14 protein-coding genes are annotated in these 14,729 nt (G+C 63.3%); 5 read left to right on the top strand and 9 right to left on the bottom strand.

Translation table 11 applies throughout. From position 1 onward, the window contains the following. Nucleotides 1-409: 409 nt before the first annotated feature. The gene (locus PPN31114_RS06425) at nt 410-667 is read left to right on the top strand and encodes a DUF1488 family protein (RefSeq protein WP_150678596.1); all 258 of its coding nucleotides are present in this window, start codon (nt 410-412) and stop codon (nt 665-667) included. 74 nt (nt 668-741) lie between these two features. Beyond that, complete coding sequence (locus PPN31114_RS06420; protein WP_150678595.1) at nt 742-987, top strand: hypothetical protein; 246 nt, start codon at nt 742-744, stop codon at nt 985-987. A 43-nt stretch (nt 988-1,030) separates the two neighbouring features. Here the strand turns inward: PPN31114_RS06420 and PPN31114_RS06415 are convergent, their stop codons facing one another. From PPN31114_RS06415 to PPN31114_RS06400, 4 genes are all read right to left on the bottom strand, one after another. Then, nucleotides 1,031-2,722, bottom strand: a complete 1,692-nt coding sequence (locus PPN31114_RS06415) for an MBL fold metallo-hydrolase (protein WP_150678594.1) — start codon at nt 2,720-2,722, stop codon at nt 1,031-1,033. A gap of 128 nt (nt 2,723-2,850) precedes the next feature. Next, nucleotides 2,851-3,915, bottom strand: coding sequence for an alpha/beta fold hydrolase (locus PPN31114_RS06410; RefSeq protein ID WP_246182417.1), 1,065 nt, complete (start codon nt 3,913-3,915; stop codon nt 2,851-2,853). 69 nt (nt 3,916-3,984) lie between these two features. Further along, nucleotides 3,985-5,568 (bottom strand): flavin-containing monooxygenase, encoded by a 1,584-nt coding sequence (locus PPN31114_RS06405; RefSeq protein WP_150678593.1) that lies wholly within the window; start codon nt 5,566-5,568, stop codon nt 3,985-3,987. Further along, complete coding sequence (locus tag PPN31114_RS06400) at nt 5,565-6,506, bottom strand: SDR family NAD(P)-dependent oxidoreductase (RefSeq protein ID WP_150678592.1); 942 nt, start codon at nt 6,504-6,506, stop codon at nt 5,565-5,567. The genes PPN31114_RS06405 and PPN31114_RS06400 overlap by 4 nt, the downstream gene beginning before the upstream one ends. A 154-nt stretch (nt 6,507-6,660) precedes the next feature. Here PPN31114_RS06400 and PPN31114_RS06395 point away from each other — a divergent pair, with 154 nt between their 5' ends. Together PPN31114_RS06395 and purT are read left to right on the top strand one after the other, a co-directional pair. Further along, entirely contained in the window at nt 6,661-7,383 is a 723-nt protein-coding gene (locus PPN31114_RS06395; protein ID WP_370865836.1) for a TetR/AcrR family transcriptional regulator, read from the top strand. 190 nt (nt 7,384-7,573) lie between these two features. Then, the gene (purT, locus tag PPN31114_RS06390; RefSeq protein ID WP_150678590.1) at nt 7,574-8,776 is read left to right on the top strand and encodes a formate-dependent phosphoribosylglycinamide formyltransferase; all 1,203 of its coding nucleotides are present in this window, start codon (nt 7,574-7,576) and stop codon (nt 8,774-8,776) included. Nucleotides 8,777-8,792: 16 nt separating this feature from the next. Here the strand turns inward: purT and PPN31114_RS06385 are convergent, their stop codons facing one another. The 4 genes from PPN31114_RS06385 to PPN31114_RS06370 form a co-directional block, all read right to left on the bottom strand. Further along, nucleotides 8,793-9,806 carry a glutathione S-transferase family protein gene (locus tag PPN31114_RS06385; RefSeq protein ID WP_150678589.1) on the bottom strand — a complete coding sequence of 338 codons (1,014 nt, stop codon included), beginning with the start codon at nt 9,804-9,806 and terminating at the stop codon, nt 8,793-8,795. Nucleotides 9,807-9,957: 151 nt separating this feature from the next. Further along, nucleotides 9,958-10,161, bottom strand: coding sequence for a cold-shock protein (locus PPN31114_RS06380; RefSeq protein WP_010807210.1), 204 nt, complete (start codon nt 10,159-10,161; stop codon nt 9,958-9,960). A 313-nt stretch (nt 10,162-10,474) separates the two neighbouring features. Further along, nucleotides 10,475-11,026: a GNAT family N-acetyltransferase gene (locus PPN31114_RS06375; RefSeq protein ID WP_150678588.1), complete on the bottom strand. Its 552-nt coding sequence runs from the start codon at nt 11,024-11,026 to the stop codon at nt 10,475-10,477. 211 nt (nt 11,027-11,237) lie between these two features. Beyond that, nucleotides 11,238-11,804 (bottom strand): hypothetical protein, encoded by a 567-nt coding sequence (locus PPN31114_RS06370; RefSeq protein ID WP_150678587.1) that lies wholly within the window; start codon nt 11,802-11,804, stop codon nt 11,238-11,240. Nucleotides 11,805-12,152: 348 nt separating this feature from the next. On the opposite strand from PPN31114_RS06370, the gene PPN31114_RS06365 reads away from it, so the two are divergent. Continuing rightward, nucleotides 12,153-13,235 (top strand): GGDEF domain-containing protein, encoded by a 1,083-nt coding sequence (locus PPN31114_RS06365; RefSeq protein WP_246182416.1) that lies wholly within the window; start codon nt 12,153-12,155, stop codon nt 13,233-13,235. A gap of 7 nt (nt 13,236-13,242) precedes the next feature. Here PPN31114_RS06365 and PPN31114_RS06360 read toward each other — a convergent pair whose 3' ends face one another. Next, nucleotides 13,243-14,703 carry an amidase gene (locus tag PPN31114_RS06360; RefSeq protein ID WP_246182415.1) on the bottom strand — a complete coding sequence of 487 codons (1,461 nt, stop codon included), beginning with the start codon at nt 14,701-14,703 and terminating at the stop codon, nt 13,243-13,245. Between the last annotated feature and the right edge of the window lie 26 nt (nt 14,704-14,729).

Here is a 14,729-nt window from a genome sequence, read left to right as displayed (position 1 = left end):
GAGTAAATGTGGAGGCCGAAGCAAAAATATGCACTGCACTTTCATAAATAATCCATATTTGCCCGTTATTTGCATCTACGAACGCATGAGATTTTTGGCAATGCAGCAAACTTTGGCGCGATGGTTTCAGGCACGCATTTTTGTTGATCTAGATCTAACTCCTTGTCGCAAAAGCTTCGCCGTCCGTGCTCGCGCGCCGCATAATGAATTCGTCATGTTTTCATGACCCTGTCTTCCCGGGATTGCCATGGTGCCCCATGCGTTCCGGACTTCTCAGCCCGCCTGACTCAGGCGGGTTTTTTTATGCTGCCAGTTTTGACAGGGGTTGAAATACGGGCCTGCTCTCAAAGTGATAGGATTTTTGTCAGAATTTTGCTTTTGAGCATCCTCCAAATGACGGAGAAAACGGATGGACGCGATTTTGCATGGCGGCATTGGACTTTTCGATGAAGACCGGTCGGTACGTTTTTACGTGAACGTCGACGGCAGAGTCTGGACGTGTGTCATCGAAGGGGAGGCGCTCAATCAGCTCGCCGGCATTCATGCCACCGGGGAGGCGCTTTTCGATCAATTCATGGAGCACGAAGACGCCATCGTGGCGAGGGCTGCCGATGCCATTGCCGACGGCGCGCCATCCGAACCCGTTTTGCTACGTGCCATCAACTGATCGGCACGCTTTTCACCACGGCCTCGCTTCATTAAGGCCGACTTTTATTACGGCGTTGAGAACCGGAGTCTGTCATGAGCTATGCGTCCCATGAGCAGGTGTACGACTATCGCGCAGGTTACGAGATTCGCGTTCGGGCGTTTCAGAATGAGTACGCTGGGCCTTGGGACTATCTTGTCCAGGTCTCGCGGCATGGTAAGCCAGAGGGGCCCGAAGTCCGCTCGCCTGATGGACATCGGGACAATCGCGTCGACGCCGAAATGGCAGGGCGCAAAGCCGGGGAGCGAATCGTCGATGAGCTGCTTGGCGACGGCGACTGACGCATTACCGCCTCGCATTTCACACACCGCCACGCAGCAATTTTCAGACTGAGCTTGCTTTCCAAAGGGCATCGCCTTGGCGCAGCGCCAAGTGATCTTCCTCCAGCTTCTCGAGATGCGCGCGCAGTGAACGCTGCGCGACAGCATGACGCGCAGCGGATACATCGTCGTATACGATCGGCGTGAGCGTATCGATTGTCGACGGACCGTGTCGGCGCAGCGCATCGAGCACGCGTGCTTCGCGTCGCATGCGGTGGGCAACGAGCCGGGCAATACGCTCTGCTGGCTGATCCATCACAAACCCATGCCCGGGCGCCAGCCACTTGGGAGCCTCGGCTGCCAGCTTTTCCAGCGATGCCAGATACGTCGCCATATGCCCATCGGGCGGATTGATGACGACGGTCGAACCCTGCATAACGTGATCACCGGTGAAGACGAGGTCAGCACCGTCGAGCGCATAGCAAAGGTGATTCGCCGCGTGCCCCGGTGTGTGAATCGCGCGCAGTGTCCGGCCATCGGGCAACACGATCGCGTCGTTATCCGAGAGCACCACATCTGGCACAAACGTCAAATCTTGCCCTTGCGCGTGTTGCGCTGGCATGCCGTAGGTCGTCGCGCCGGTGCGTGCGGCCAGCGTGCGTGCTGCCGGAGAGTGGTCGCGATGGGTGTGCGTGACAAAAATCTGCCGAATGTCTCCCGGCACCGCCTGCAAAATCGCCTCGATATGCGATGCATCGTCGGGCCCCGGATCGATCACGGCCCACGCATTGTCAGGACCACCGCCGATGAGATAGGTATTCGTGCCCGGGCCGGTCATCATGCCCGGGTTGGGGGCGCTCACACGCAGCACGCCTGGCATCAGCGTCACGACGCGTCCCGGCACGATGTCGTAGTGGCCGGTGCCTTGCTCTTCCGGATCGGTCAGCGACAATTCGGCCCACGCGGGCTCGTCGGGCGTGACCGGCCACCGGCCGCGTTTGCCATTGGCCAGACGCGGTTGAATTCGCGGCACGTCGGCGAGTGCCTGCGCGGTGCCCATCGCGTCGTCTACGTCCTTCATCGATTCGAGCCACTGGAGAATCTTGCGTGTCGGCGGCAGCAGACGCAGTTGCTCGGCGTGCGCGAGGGCATAGCCGGGACGCATCCAGCGATGTGCAGCGGTCTCGATTTGATCGACTTCGGCCTGTTGGCCGTCAGGCAAGACAGCAAGAAAAAAGCGCGTGTCGAAGCGCTTGGGCAGTGCGAGCGGTGTGACCCAGTGGCTCAGATAGTGCAGCCGTGCGGGGGCCAAGTGGATAGCGAACGTTCGGCAGAGGGAAGCGATGTCGACTGTCGTATCGTGAAGCGCTTCACGTTGCGCGCGGATGGCCGTCAGGCTGACGCTGTCGATCGGGCCATCCACGCTGTCAGCGAACAACACGCCGGTTTCTTCGAAGCATTCCCGAATCGCCGCGATGTAGTAATCGAGCCCGCCTTCCGGTAAGTGCAGACGTTCACTCGCTTCGGCATCGGTCAGCCCATGGCACGCCGCGTGCGCGTGGCGGTCGGCAGCATCGACCACACCGCCGGGGAAAACATAGGCGTCGGAACTAAAGTCGTTGGCGCGCACGGCACGGCGTAACAGCAAGACTTCCATGCCGCTTGGCCGTGCACGCAGCACGACGAGGCTGGCAGCTAACCGCAAGGACGGCGGGGCCGAGGGTGACGAATCGTTGACGTTGCTAGCGTTGGACATGGCGTCGCCGGCGCACAGGCCAGGCAGAATCGCGAAGCCCCTAGTGTGCCATTGGACGCGTCGACGGACCCAAGTCCCCGTGTTTCGCCCCGTCTCATTTTGCTTCGATCCGCTATCGGGTCGCGAGCTCAGGCGGCGTCATTGGCCGCGAGCGTCGACACGGTCATCGAGGCTGCATCGGGGGCACGCATCTCGCCGTGCGTGCCGTGTGTTCTGGCGGCCACCGCTTGCAACCAATGCATCGTTGCCTCAGGTTGCGTGACGGGCAGCATGTGCCCGCCGTCGACCAGCGTCAGCCGTGCCGCAGCGTAGCCTCGCGGCAGCCCTTCGCCATGCACGCGGTAATCGAGAATCCGATCGCCGCGTCCGTAGAGCACATCGACCGGCACGCCGAGCGAGCCGTAGCGGGCAGCAATGCCCGGCATATCGCGCTCGGCGGCCAGCATGTCGACCGACGCGGCGTAGAAGTTGCCCGGTCGAAATCCCAACACGCCGCCCCCGCGAATCAGGAAGTCCTTCGGCGCCGGTTCGGGGCCGAAGACGTAAGTGAGCGTGGTGCGGCCGGTCATCATGCCGACCGGCACCGCAAGCGTGCGTCCGATCCACCGGCGCCACCAAGCGCTGCGTACGGCCAATGCGCGGAATGCTTTGGGCGGCTCCGATACCGGCTGCGTAAGGGGTGCGATCAACGCGAGCGCACCGACTTGGGCGCTGTGGTTGAGCGCCAACGTCAAGGCGACCGCGCCGCCGAGCGAGTGTCCGACAACGAGCGGGCGCTCCAACGCCAACACCGTCATGAGTTTGGCGACGGCGGCGGCCTGTGCCGCAATATTGCCGTCGCGATCGGGTGAGCGCGTCGAGTAGCCCGAACCCGGACGGTCGATCAGCACCACGCGATAGGTGCGTGCCATCTCGGCGAGCGGCAAGTACGCGAAGTTGCGCAACTGACCGCACAGGCCGTGCACGAACACGACGGCGGGGCCATGGCCGAAGTCGACGTAGTGCAGCCGTTCGCCGTCAATCTCCAGAAACTCGCCGTCGGGCGGCACGGCGGCTTCCGCGCGCTGGGCAACGCGCTTGGTAAAGCGAACCAGCACCAGCACGACGACAGCGAAGGCAATAGAGAGACAAGCGAGACAAGCGAGTAAGTAAGCGATGAGCATGATGTCGGGCGGTGAGTGGATAGCAATCATGCGCACGGGCGGTCAAACCAACGCCCGTGCACGCCAACGGCAATTCGACGGCGCATTCACGACGTTCGGTTAGCGAGCGGACGCCTTGGCGGCACCGGGCGTGCCGGGCTCACCGGACATATCGGCGGCCTGCGGGGCACCCACCTCACGCGTGGCGCGCCGCTCGAAACGCATGGCCCCGTCGTCGACGCGCCCCCAGCGCATGAGTCGCACGTCTCGGAAGTAGCTTTGATAAAACACCCACGGCTTGCGTCCGCCTTGTTTCGGCAACTCGCCGGCGGCGCGCTGAATGTAACCCGAGGTGAGTCCAATGGCGGGCAACTCGGCATGCTCATGCGGACGAAGCTGCGGCACACAGGTGTCGTAGCCATGCGCGTTCATGTGATTGACGAGACGGCAGACATATTGGGCGATCAGTTCGGCCTTGAGCGTCCACGACGCGTTCGTATAACCGAAGATCGACGCCAGATTGGGCACGCCGCTGTACATCATGCCCTTGTAAGCGACGGTGTCGGCCAGCGCGATCGGCTGACCGTCGACGAACAATCGCGCGCCGCCCATCAGTTGCACGCGCAAGCCGGTGGCCGTCACGACGATGTCGGCATCCAGCGTTTTGCCGCTCTTCAGCGTCAGGCCCGTCGGGGTGAACGAGGCGATTTCGTCGGTGACGATGGACGCGCGGCCACTGCGCAGCGCTTTGAAGATGTCGCCGCCCGGTGCCAGACACAAGCGCTGGTCCCACGGGTTGTATCGCGGCGACAGATCGCGCGCGACATCCACATGCCCCTGCGCTTGTCGTGCCGCGCGACCGATCAACACTCGGCGGATGGCGTTGGGCCAGCGCCGCGCGGCGTTGTAGAAGCCGAGTGTCACCAGTACGTTCTTCATCCGCACGATGCGATGTGCCAGCCCGGCGGGCAGCAGCGCGCGCAGCCGTTCGGCCACGCCGTCGCGTGACGGCATCGACAAGATGTAGCTCGGCGAGCGCTGCAACATCGTGACGTGGGCAGCGCTCGGTGCCATGTTCGGCAGCAATGTCACGGCGGTGGCACCACTGCCGATGATCACCACGCGCTTGTCGCGATAGTCGAGATTGGCCGGCCAGTGTTGCGGATGCACGAGCTTGCCCCCGAAGGTCTCCATGCCGGGCCACGCCGGTGAGTGACCGGCGTCATAGGCGTAGTAGCCGCTGCACATGAAGAGAAAGCGGCACGTCAGCTGTTGTGTTTCCTGGCGGCCATCGGGATGCGTGCGCTCGATGTCGAGTGTCCAGCGGGCGATCGATGAATCCCACCGCGCTTCGCGCAACTTATGGCCGTACCGGATCAGCCCGTCGAGCCCTTCGGCATGCGCGGTGTCCTTCAGGTAGTCGAGAATCTTGCTGCCTTCAGCGATGGCCTGATTGCTGTTCCATGGCCGAAAGCTGAAGCCGAGCGTGAACATATCCGAGTCGGAGCGTACGCCGGGGTAGCGAAACAGGTCCCACGTACCGCCCAGGGACTGACGCGCTTCGAGCATCGCGAAGCGCGTGCCGGGGCAGCGCTCGCGCAGGTAGTGGGCTGCCGAGATGCCCGAGATCCCGGCACCCACGACGATGACGTCGAGATCGGTGGCCACGCTGGCGATATCGGTCGGGTGACGGGGAGCGGTCATGGCAGGTTTCCTGGCGGGGTGTCTTGCGACGGGCGAGCGGCCGAAGCCGATGACGTGAGCGACGAGGCCGCCGTCGAAGGCGCAGGCGCGGGGCTGCGCGCGACGGCCGTGCGTCGATAGAACCAGACGACCAGCGCCTGATAGCTCGCGCCGAAAAGGCGCGCCAGCTTGTCGACGCGGCGGGCGTCGGCCCCCACGAGTACGCGCCGGGCATTGCGTGCGACGCCCGCGAGAATCTGTTTAGCCGCCGCATCGGCGCTCGTCACGTCGATCAGCTTGTTGGCGCGGCGGCGGTGCGTTTGCGCATCCATGCCGGTGAGCGAAGCGATGCTGTCGTCGATTCGCGAGGTATGCACGATGTTCGTTGCCACGCCGCCCGGATGAATGCACGTCGCGGTCACTGGCGAGCCCGCCAGATCGAGCTCCATGCGCAGTGCTTCGGTAAAGCCGCGCACGGCAAACTTGCTGGCGTTGTAGGCCGACTGGGTGGGCATGGCAACGATGCCGAACAAGCTCGACGTGTTGACGACGTGGCCTTCGCCCGAGGCAGTGAGATAGGGCAGGAAGGCCTGCGTACCGTGCACCACGCCCCAGAAATTGATGTTCATCAGCCACTCGACATCTTCGAGCCGAGCGGTTGCTACCGGCACGGACAGCGAGACCCCGGCGTTGTTGAAGATGAAATTGACCTTGCCGTGAAACTGCGCGGCCTCACTGGCCCACGCGAAGACGGCTTCGCGCTCGGACACATCGAGCCGCCGGGCGCTCACGCGAACGCCGAACGCCCGGCAAGCCTCTGCGGTGTGCGCGAGACTGGCGTCGTCGATATCGGATAACGCGAGGTGCGCCCCTCGACGAGCGAGTTCGAGCGCGAGCGAGCGACCCATGCCGGAGCCTGCACCGGTGATGGCCGCCACCTTATCGGTGAACGTCTTCATGCGATGTCTCCCAACGATGCTGTGACCGACCTGCGGCCTGATATTCGCCGCTTTTGTGTCGTCTTTCGGTCACCTTTGGGTGGCCTTTGTCACTCGTATCGCGTTGCGTATAATTTGGTGTTGTGTGTCACCACTTTAGTTTTCCGCTCTCGTGATGTCAAATAGCGAAATGGAACAAGGACTCGAATCGATAGCGGCCGCCGATCAGGCGACCGATGCGCTGGCTGACGGCTCGCCGTCGGCCGCAGGTGACGACACGGCTTCCGCGTCGGGAGGGCGCCGCTATGGCGGCGTAGGGCAGGCGCAGCGAGAAGCCGCGCGGCGGGCCGCACTCATCGATGCCGGGACGGAGGTTTTCGGCACCGTTGGCTTCCGACGGGCGACCGTGCGCTCGGTATGCCGTCTGGCGAAGCTCAACGACCGGTATTTCTACGCGGCCTTCGACACCATGGAGCATCTGCTGCGCGCGACGTATGCCCATCACGCGCAGACGTTGCTCGGTCAATTACAGGCGGCGGTCGACGCGGCGCAGCCAACGCTCGATGCGCGGCTCGATGCGGGCCTGCATGCGTTCTTCACGTTCTTGCGCGATGGGCATGCGGCGCGCGTGCTGTTGCTCGAAGTGATGGGCGTGAGCCCGGAGACCGACGCGACGTATCAGCGGTACATCTTCGAATTTGCACGGCTGATTGTCGGGATGTCCGATGCACCGCCGCCGTCGACCGACGACGCTGCGGCCGACGCGCGTATCGTCGGGCTGGCGCTCGTTGGCGCGATGACGAACGCGGGCACGGCTTGGGTGCTCACCGGGTATCAAGATACCGAGGCGCGCATGGTCGCGTGCTGCCGCCGCGTGTTGCGCGGGGCGCTGGCTTAGCACACGCGTTTAGCGGGCAGGATCAGCTGGCAGGTTCAGCGAGCAAGTTCAGCGGGCAGGTTTTGCAGTGGCCCCGATAGGGCGGCGCTCGCTACAATACGTCTTTCGCGTTTTGCGCACGTTCGCGAGTTATTACTGGCAGCAACGTGGCGCAGCGCGCCCCTCTTTCCTCACTCTCCAAGGGTCGAAAATGACCACTATCGGAACCCCGCTGTCGCCGAGCGCGACGAAAGTCATGTTGTTGGGCGCTGGCGAACTCGGCCGCGAAGTGCTGATCGCGTTGCAGCGGCTCGGCGTCGAAACGATTGCCGTCGATCGCTACGAAAACGCGCCCGGTCAGCAGGTTGCGCACCACGCCCGCACGATCGCGATGACCGACCCGGAACAACTCAAGGCGCTCATCCTGGCGGAAAAGCCGGATCTCGTCGTGCCGGAAATCGAAGCCATCGCCACGCCGATGCTCGAAGCGCTCGAAGCCGACGGCATTGTCCATGTCGTCCCCACGGCACGCGCTGCACGCCTGACGATGGATCGCGAGGGCATTCGCCGTCTGGCGGCTGAAACGCTCGGCCTGCCGACCAGCCCGTATCAGTTCTGCGACACGCTCGAACAGTTGCAAGCGGCGATCGACGGTGGCATCGGTTACCCGTGCGTGGTCAAGCCGGTCATGAGCAGTTCTGGCAAAGGGCAGAGCAAGATCGACGGCCCTGACGACGTGAAGGCCGCGTGGGATTACGCCATGGCCGGTGGCCGTGTGAGCCACGGCCGCATCATCGTCGAAGGCTTCATCGACTTCGACTACGAGATCACGTTGCTCACCGTGCGCGCGCGCGGTGCAGACGGTCAGGTCGAAACCCACTTCTGTGCGCCGATCGGCCACAAGCAAGTGAGCGGCGATTACGTCGAGAGCTGGCAGCCGCACCCGATGCCGGTCAATGCGCTCGAGCGTGCGCGTCTGATCGCCCGCGAAGTGACGCAGAATCTGGGCGGGCAGGGCATCTTTGGCGTGGAGCTGTTCGTGAAGGGCGACGAGGTGTGGTTCAGCGAAGTGAGCCCGCGTCCGCACGACACGGGCATGGTGACGATGATCACGCAATGGCAGAACGAGTTCGAACTGCACGCCCGCGCGATTCTCGGCCTGCCGGTCAACACCACGCTGAAAACGCCGGGCGCGAGCGCCGTGATTTACGGCGGTGTCGACGCCACGGGCATCGTCTTCGACGGCGTGGACCACGCGTTGCAAGTGCCGCAGACGGACATCCGGTTGTTCGGCAAGCCCGAGAGCTTCGTCAAGCGCCGCATGGGCGTGGCCCTGGCTTACGACGACGATCTCGACGTGGCGCGTGCCAATGCATTGGAAGCCGCCAGCCGCGTGAAGCCTCGCGCGGTTTGAGCGTTATCGCCGAGCGTCAAAGCCCCTGCACCGTGATCATCTGCGCGCGGTCGTGAGGGGCGTCGAAATCTTGTAGCGGTCCCATCGGTACGATCCCCGTCGGATTGATCGTCCGATGGCTCTCGTAGTAATGCCGCTTGATGTGGGCGAAGTTGACCGTCGCCGCCACGCCGGGTTGTTGGTAGATGTCGCGCGTATAGCCCGATAAATTCGGATAGTCCGCAATGCGGCGCAGGTTGCACTTGAAGTGCCCCACGTAGACCGCGTCGAAGCGGATGAGCGTGGTGAACAACCGGATGTCGGCTTCGGTCATGCGCTCGCCGGTCAGAAAGCGGCGAGTGGCGAGCCGCTGCTCCAACATATCGAGCGTCTCGAAGAGCGGCGCTACCGCCTCCTCGTAGGCGCTTTGCGTGGTGGCGAAGCCTGCCTTGTAGACGCCGTTGTTCACGGTGTCGTAGATGCGGGTATTGAGGGCGTCGATTTCATCGCGCAAGGCCGCCGGATAGTAGTCGCCCGGCGTTGCCCCGAGGCCGTCGAATGCGCTGTTGAACATGCGCAGAATTTCCGACGACTCGTTGTTCACGATGGTGCCGGTCACGGTGTCCCAGAGCACGGGTACGGTCACGCGGCCGGTGAATTGTGTGTCGGCAGCCAGATACACATCGCGCAAAAATGCCGCGTGATTGACTGGGTCGCCCGTCACGCCAGGGCCCGGTGCGAAGGTCCAGCCATCGTCGAGCATCAGCCAGTTCACGACGGCCACGGCAATCATGTTCTCCAAGCCCTTTAACGCTCGCATGATCAACGTGCGATGCGCCCACGGGCACGCATAGCTCACATACAGCACATAGCGTCCACGCTCGGCAGCAAAGCCGCCACGCGGGGGCGTGCCATCGTCCGTGCCCGGACCGGGTGTGCCGTCGGGCGTAACCCAATGCCGGAAGGTGGCGGGGCGGCGCTCGAAGTGCCCACCGGTGGCGCGCGTGTCGTACCAGTCGGTGTGCCACTTGCCGTCGACGAGTAAGCCCATTCGATACCTCCAATGCAAAGGGGGAAGCTCACAGCATAGCTGCATAACGAAAAAACCCCGCCGGAGCGGGGTTTTCAGTTCGGGCAGACGGTGAAGTACTGCCCGAGGCGCGTCGATCGTGTTAGCGATCGCTCAGCACATGGTCAGTCGCTTACAGCGGCTGGATGTTGCTGGCTTGACGGCCCTTCGGTCCCATCTTCACTTCGAAGCTGACCTTTTGGTTTTCTTGCAGGGACTTGAAGCCCTTCGATTGGATTTCCGAGAAGTGCGCGAAGAGATCTTCACCACCTTCGTCCGGCGTAATAAAACCAAAACCCTTGGCGTCGTTAAACCACTTGACGGTACCAGTTGCCATTTCTTAAATCCTTAAAGTTTTCAAATGAGCGAGCGAGAAGCTCAGCGAGCGCATGACATTAAAGCTGATCAGGTACAACCGAGGTGACGCAGAGGGCGACATTAGATGAACACAAGACTCGCCATACAACGTTCATGCACCCGTTTTTTTACGGGAAAGGTGGGAAGGTGTCAAGCGGGGAAACTTTTAGATTGTTGATCCATGCCAGTTTCGGGCCACTTTTCGTTGCAGTGCGACATGTTTATGGCGTGACCGGACGACCGGTTAGTGCACGCAAACGTGTCCATGCATGCGTTGGCTTTATGCATACCGTCTATCTATCCATCTTTCGGATGCTTGACTCGCGTGACATCGGTGCCCAGAGATAACGCAATGCCGGAACTTCAATACCCGGAGAGACAGCGATGGGGTGAACCGGCCCGGGTAACCCGCCCATCCGGTCATAAAACCGGCGTGCGCGTGTGTTCTGCGCGAGTACCCAGAGATAGAGCGGCGCATTCGGATCGAGCGCACCCGCCCAGTCGCGAACGCGCATGAATAGGGCTTGTCCGATGCCCCGGCCTTGCCACGGCGCGGCCACGTGAAGGTTATCGATGAGAATGCCATCGGCACCCGATAAGGCGCAGATGAAGCCCGCGAGCGGGCCGTCGTCGACACCGGCGCAGGCTTTCCAGATGCGTAGCGCAGGGTCGTCGGCACCGGAAAGGCGCGCCCGCCAGAGCGACGCGTGCTCGCATTTGAGATGCGCAAGCAGGGGGCCGGCCGGTAACGTTTCGCCATAGGTGGCCCGCCAGCTATGGGCATGCAACGCGGCAATGGCGTCGACGTCCGACGGCGTGGCGCACAGGATCCGGGCTTCGCTCATGCCAGACTTCCCGCCCGATGAGAGCCAGTCGTCACAAAACAAGAACGACGCGTGCCGCCAAAAAACGAAGCGAAATAATTCGGCTGTCGCGCCGACACAACGCCTAACCGGATGCGCCGGAATGTCATGGACATGTCACCACCCTGTGCACCTCACGAAAATGAGAGGGTGGCGTCAACTCATGGCGTCACCGCCCGATCACTATAGCGCGTCAGCTTTGCGTTTGCGAAGGGCGGTGGCTGGCGATCGTGGCGCGTTGTCGATGCGTCGTTTTAGGTGGCAACGGGTGGTGCGTTTTGACGATCTTCGGCCCCTTGCTGCCCTTGGCGGGTTTGCCCGCGGCGGCAACTTTCGTGCGTTTGCCGTTGCTGGCGGTCGCAGTACGGGCTTGCGACTTCCGGGTCGCACTATGCGATGCACGGCCTTTGGCGGGGTGTGCGCTGGCGGTCTTCACCGACTTGTGCGCAGACGCGCCATGCGGCTTGGCCGACACTTGTTTAGCGGGTGCTTTGACGTGGCCGTTGCGATGCGACGCGGCCTTCGACGCGCTGGCATGGCTTGCCTTAGTGGCTTTCCCTGCTTTGGCAGACTTCGTGGGTTTTGTCGCTTTGGTCGAGGTGTGAGTCTTGTGCGGTTTGGCCGCCTTCGTCGTGTGATGCTGGGGCGCGGTGCTGGCAGCCTGTGCGGCGTGGGGCGTGACGACAGAAATTGCGAGCGTGGCGAATGTGAGGGTGGCGGCGAGCGCCTTGCGCGAGGCGCGCAGGTAGGACGTGAACAACAGTGTCTCCGTGGATATTGTGTCGAGCGGGCGCGATTGTAGGGCGGCTAAAATGCGTTGTCGAGATGGCCGGTCGGCCGTCCAGGTTGGCGTGAGGGGGTGTTGTGATGTGTTGCGCAGAAATATTGTGCGCTGCCACATGGCCGACTTGTAGGGTAGGTACTTTCCCTAGGGCGTGCGAAAACCGCGCCACGACTTAATTTGCGGGCGGCAAAATTCATACCTGAAGCCCTCAAATTTCACAGGTGAGTGCCGTTAAAGGCCTCAATGCCCGGCACAATGCCGAAATCAAATCCGGGCAATCACGCTACGCGGCCGCGAAGTGCCGCGCGTCTCTCGAGACCACAAGTGGCAACCAACCAGGCACCAACGCCCGATGCTCTGCAATCGCTGCTGGCGACCGTGCAGCGCAACGAGCGTTCGCTAAAACGTTTTCAGGACATCGAGCTGGCGTTGATGGGAGCGCCCGACTTCGGGCAGTTTCTGGAGGTGGTGCTCAACCGGCTGCGTCACGACTTCGACCTCTCGGGCGTGCAACTGATGCTTGCGGAGATCGACGACACCCTGCGCGATCTCATCGACACAGCGGAAGGTCTGCGCGCGCTCGATTCCGGGCTGGGTATTGCGGCAGATGCCGGTACCTTCGCGGCGATCTGTGGCGACGGACGCCTCTGGATCGGCGCGCCGCGCGAGCGTCACGCGCCGCTCTTCGGTGCCCGCGCACCAGCCAGTGCCGTGGTCATCCCACTCTCACGCAATGGCCGCTATATCGGTGTGATTGCCCTCGGCAGCCGCGACGCGAAACGTTTCGCGCCCGAGATGGCGACCGATTTTCTCGAACGTTTCGGTGCCGTGGTCGCCGTGTGTCTCGAGAATATGTGGAATCGCGAACGGCTCAAGCGCATTGGCCTGACAGATCCGCTGACGGGGTTGTCGAATCGCCGCTATTTCGATCAGCGCTTGCGCGAAGAGGTGGTGCGTGGCGTGCGCTACGGCGCACCGCTCGCGTGTCTGTTGATCGACATCGATCACTTCAAGCGTGTGAACGATAGTCATGGCCATGCCACTGGCGATCGTGCATTGCGCGCGGCGAGCGCCTGCATGCGGGCGCAATTGCGTGTGACCGACACCCTGGCGAGATACGGCGGCGAAGAGTTCGCTGCACTCCTTGTGCAGACGGAACAGAACTGGGCGGGGACGGTTGCGGAGCGGGTGCGGCGTGCGGTGTCGCGCCTCGAAGTGCCCGACGACGATGGGGTGCTGGTGCCGCTGACGATTTCCATCGGGCTCGCCAGCATCGACCCGCGCGACAGCGCCGACCCGGAAGCGTTGCCGATGCGCTTGCTCGGCGCGGCCGACGCCGCGCTTTACGCGGCCAAACGTGCTGGCCGCGACCGCGTGATGGTGGCGTCGCCCGCGAGTCTGCGCTAAATCCCTTCTACAAACCCCAGTGACTCAGATCGGGGTTGACCGGCCCCGGCGCCTGTAGCGCGGGCGCCAACGCCGCAGCGGCAGCGAGCAATTGACGGTCCGCCAGTGGCGGCGCCATCAGTTGCACGCCGACCGGCATACCGCTGTCGTCGAAGCCAGCGGGCAGCGCGATGGCGGGCGTGCCCAGAAAGTTGCCCGCGCGGCAGAAGCGGCCAATGCTGACGTGGGCGCTGTCGGCTGCATCGAGCGGCAGCGCACCGTGACCGGTGGCGGGCATCAGCAGCACGCCTTCGCGGCCGATGGCTTCGGTGAACGCGGCCGCCACTTGGGCACGGTGGGCAATGGCCTCTTCGTAGGCGGCGCGAGGGATCTGGCCGCCGGCCAGAATGCGCTGCCGTACGACATCCCACAGCGGCTGTTCGGCGTCCTCGGCCAGATGACCGTGCAGTTGAAAACCTTCGTAGCCGAGGATCACAGAGTTCGCTTCGGATAGCTCACCGATATCCAGTTCCGCCGACGGCGTCCAGCGCCGCAATGTCCACCCGGCATCCGCGAGTCGAGTGAGTGCATCGTCCCAGACACGTTGTGCGCCACCCGAGAGTGTGGCGGGGAATGCGTGCGCGTCGAGGACATACAGCGCAGGCAGGTTGTGCGGCGCGAGGACAGGCAGCGTGTCGCGCAGGCCTTCGCTGATGGCGTCGGGGACTTGCTGTGTCAGCGCATCGGCGTCGTCGTGTCCGGTCAGGATGGCGGTGATTGCATGCGCGTCGGCCACGCTGCGCGCGATCGGACCGAGCACATCGAGTGTCGGTGCGAGCGGCACCACGCCTGCACCGCTGCTCACGCCGCTGGAGGGTTTGAAGCCGACCAGATGATTGAGCGCGGCGGGCGCGCGTACCGACCCGCCGGTGTCGCCGCCAATGGCAATGGGCGCGAGACCAGCGGCGACGGCAGTGCCGCAGCCGGACGATGAACCACCCGGCGCGCGATGCTGTGCGGCATCCCACGGGTTCCATGGTGTGCCGCGCGTGGGGTTCTGCCCGGCCAGACCGAAGGCGAACTCGGTCATGTGCGTTTTGCCCAGAACGATCATCCCGGCAGCACACAGCCGTTGCACGGCGGTGGCGGTGATGTCGCTGGTGATGGCGAGTCGACTGAGCGAACCGGCCGAGGCGGTGCTGCCAGCAACTTCGATGCTGTCTTTGATCGCCACCGGTACACCGTGCAGCGGGCTGGCCGGGCCCGCACCGCCCGGGCGCAGGGCGGCATCGGCGGCGTCGGCCTGCGCCAGCGCCTGCTCGGCGAAGACTTCGGTAAAGGCATTGAGCGCTTGAGCGCGAGCGATGCGATCGAGGAAATACTGCGTGACCTGACGCGAACTGATCTGTCCGCTAGCGATCTGGCTGGCGATCGACAGGGCGCTTTGGAAATGAAGGGGAGCGGAGAATTCGCGCATAACAATTGGCATGAAATCGAACACCGCCGCCCGAGCGA

This window comes from Pandoraea pneumonica (assembly GCF_902459645.1).
GTDB classification, from domain to species: Bacteria; Pseudomonadota; Gammaproteobacteria; order Burkholderiales; family Burkholderiaceae; genus Pandoraea; species Pandoraea pneumonica.
The sequence above is the reverse complement of the archived record's forward strand: the minus strand, read 5'-3'. Positions and strand labels throughout refer to the sequence as shown.

Coding starts and splice junctions, on each gene's coding strand:
- PPN31114_RS06385 (WP_150678589.1), bottom strand. CDS start 9,806: ATGGGCTTACTCGTCGACGGCAAGTGGCACACCGACTGGTACGACACG.
- PPN31114_RS06415 (WP_150678594.1), bottom strand. CDS start 2,722: ATGTCCAACGCTAGCAACGTCAACGATTCGTCACCCTCGGCCCCGCCG.
- PPN31114_RS06420 (WP_150678595.1), top strand. CDS start 742: ATGAGCTATGCGTCCCATGAGCAGGTGTACGACTATCGCGCAGGTTAC.
- PPN31114_RS06400 (WP_150678592.1), bottom strand. CDS start 6,506: ATGAAGACGTTCACCGATAAGGTGGCGGCCATCACCGGTGCAGGCTCC.
- PPN31114_RS06360 (WP_246182415.1), bottom strand. CDS start 14,703: ATGCCAATTGTTATGCGCGAATTCTCCGCTCCCCTTCATTTCCAAAGC.
- PPN31114_RS06395 (WP_370865836.1), top strand. CDS start 6,661: ATGTCAAATAGCGAAATGGAACAAGGACTCGAATCGATAGCGGCCGCC.
- PPN31114_RS06375 (WP_150678588.1), bottom strand. CDS start 11,026: ATGAGCGAAGCCCGGATCCTGTGCGCCACGCCGTCGGACGTCGACGCC.
- PPN31114_RS06380 (WP_010807210.1), bottom strand. CDS start 10,161: ATGGCAACTGGTACCGTCAAGTGGTTTAACGACGCCAAGGGTTTTGGT.
- PPN31114_RS06410 (WP_246182417.1), bottom strand. CDS start 3,915: ATGATTGCTATCCACTCACCGCCCGACATCATGCTCATCGCTTACTTA.
- purT (WP_150678590.1), top strand. CDS start 7,574: ATGACCACTATCGGAACCCCGCTGTCGCCGAGCGCGACGAAAGTCATG.
- PPN31114_RS06405 (WP_150678593.1), bottom strand. CDS start 5,568: ATGACCGCTCCCCGTCACCCGACCGATATCGCCAGCGTGGCCACCGAT.
- PPN31114_RS06425 (WP_150678596.1), top strand. CDS start 410: ATGGACGCGATTTTGCATGGCGGCATTGGACTTTTCGATGAAGACCGG.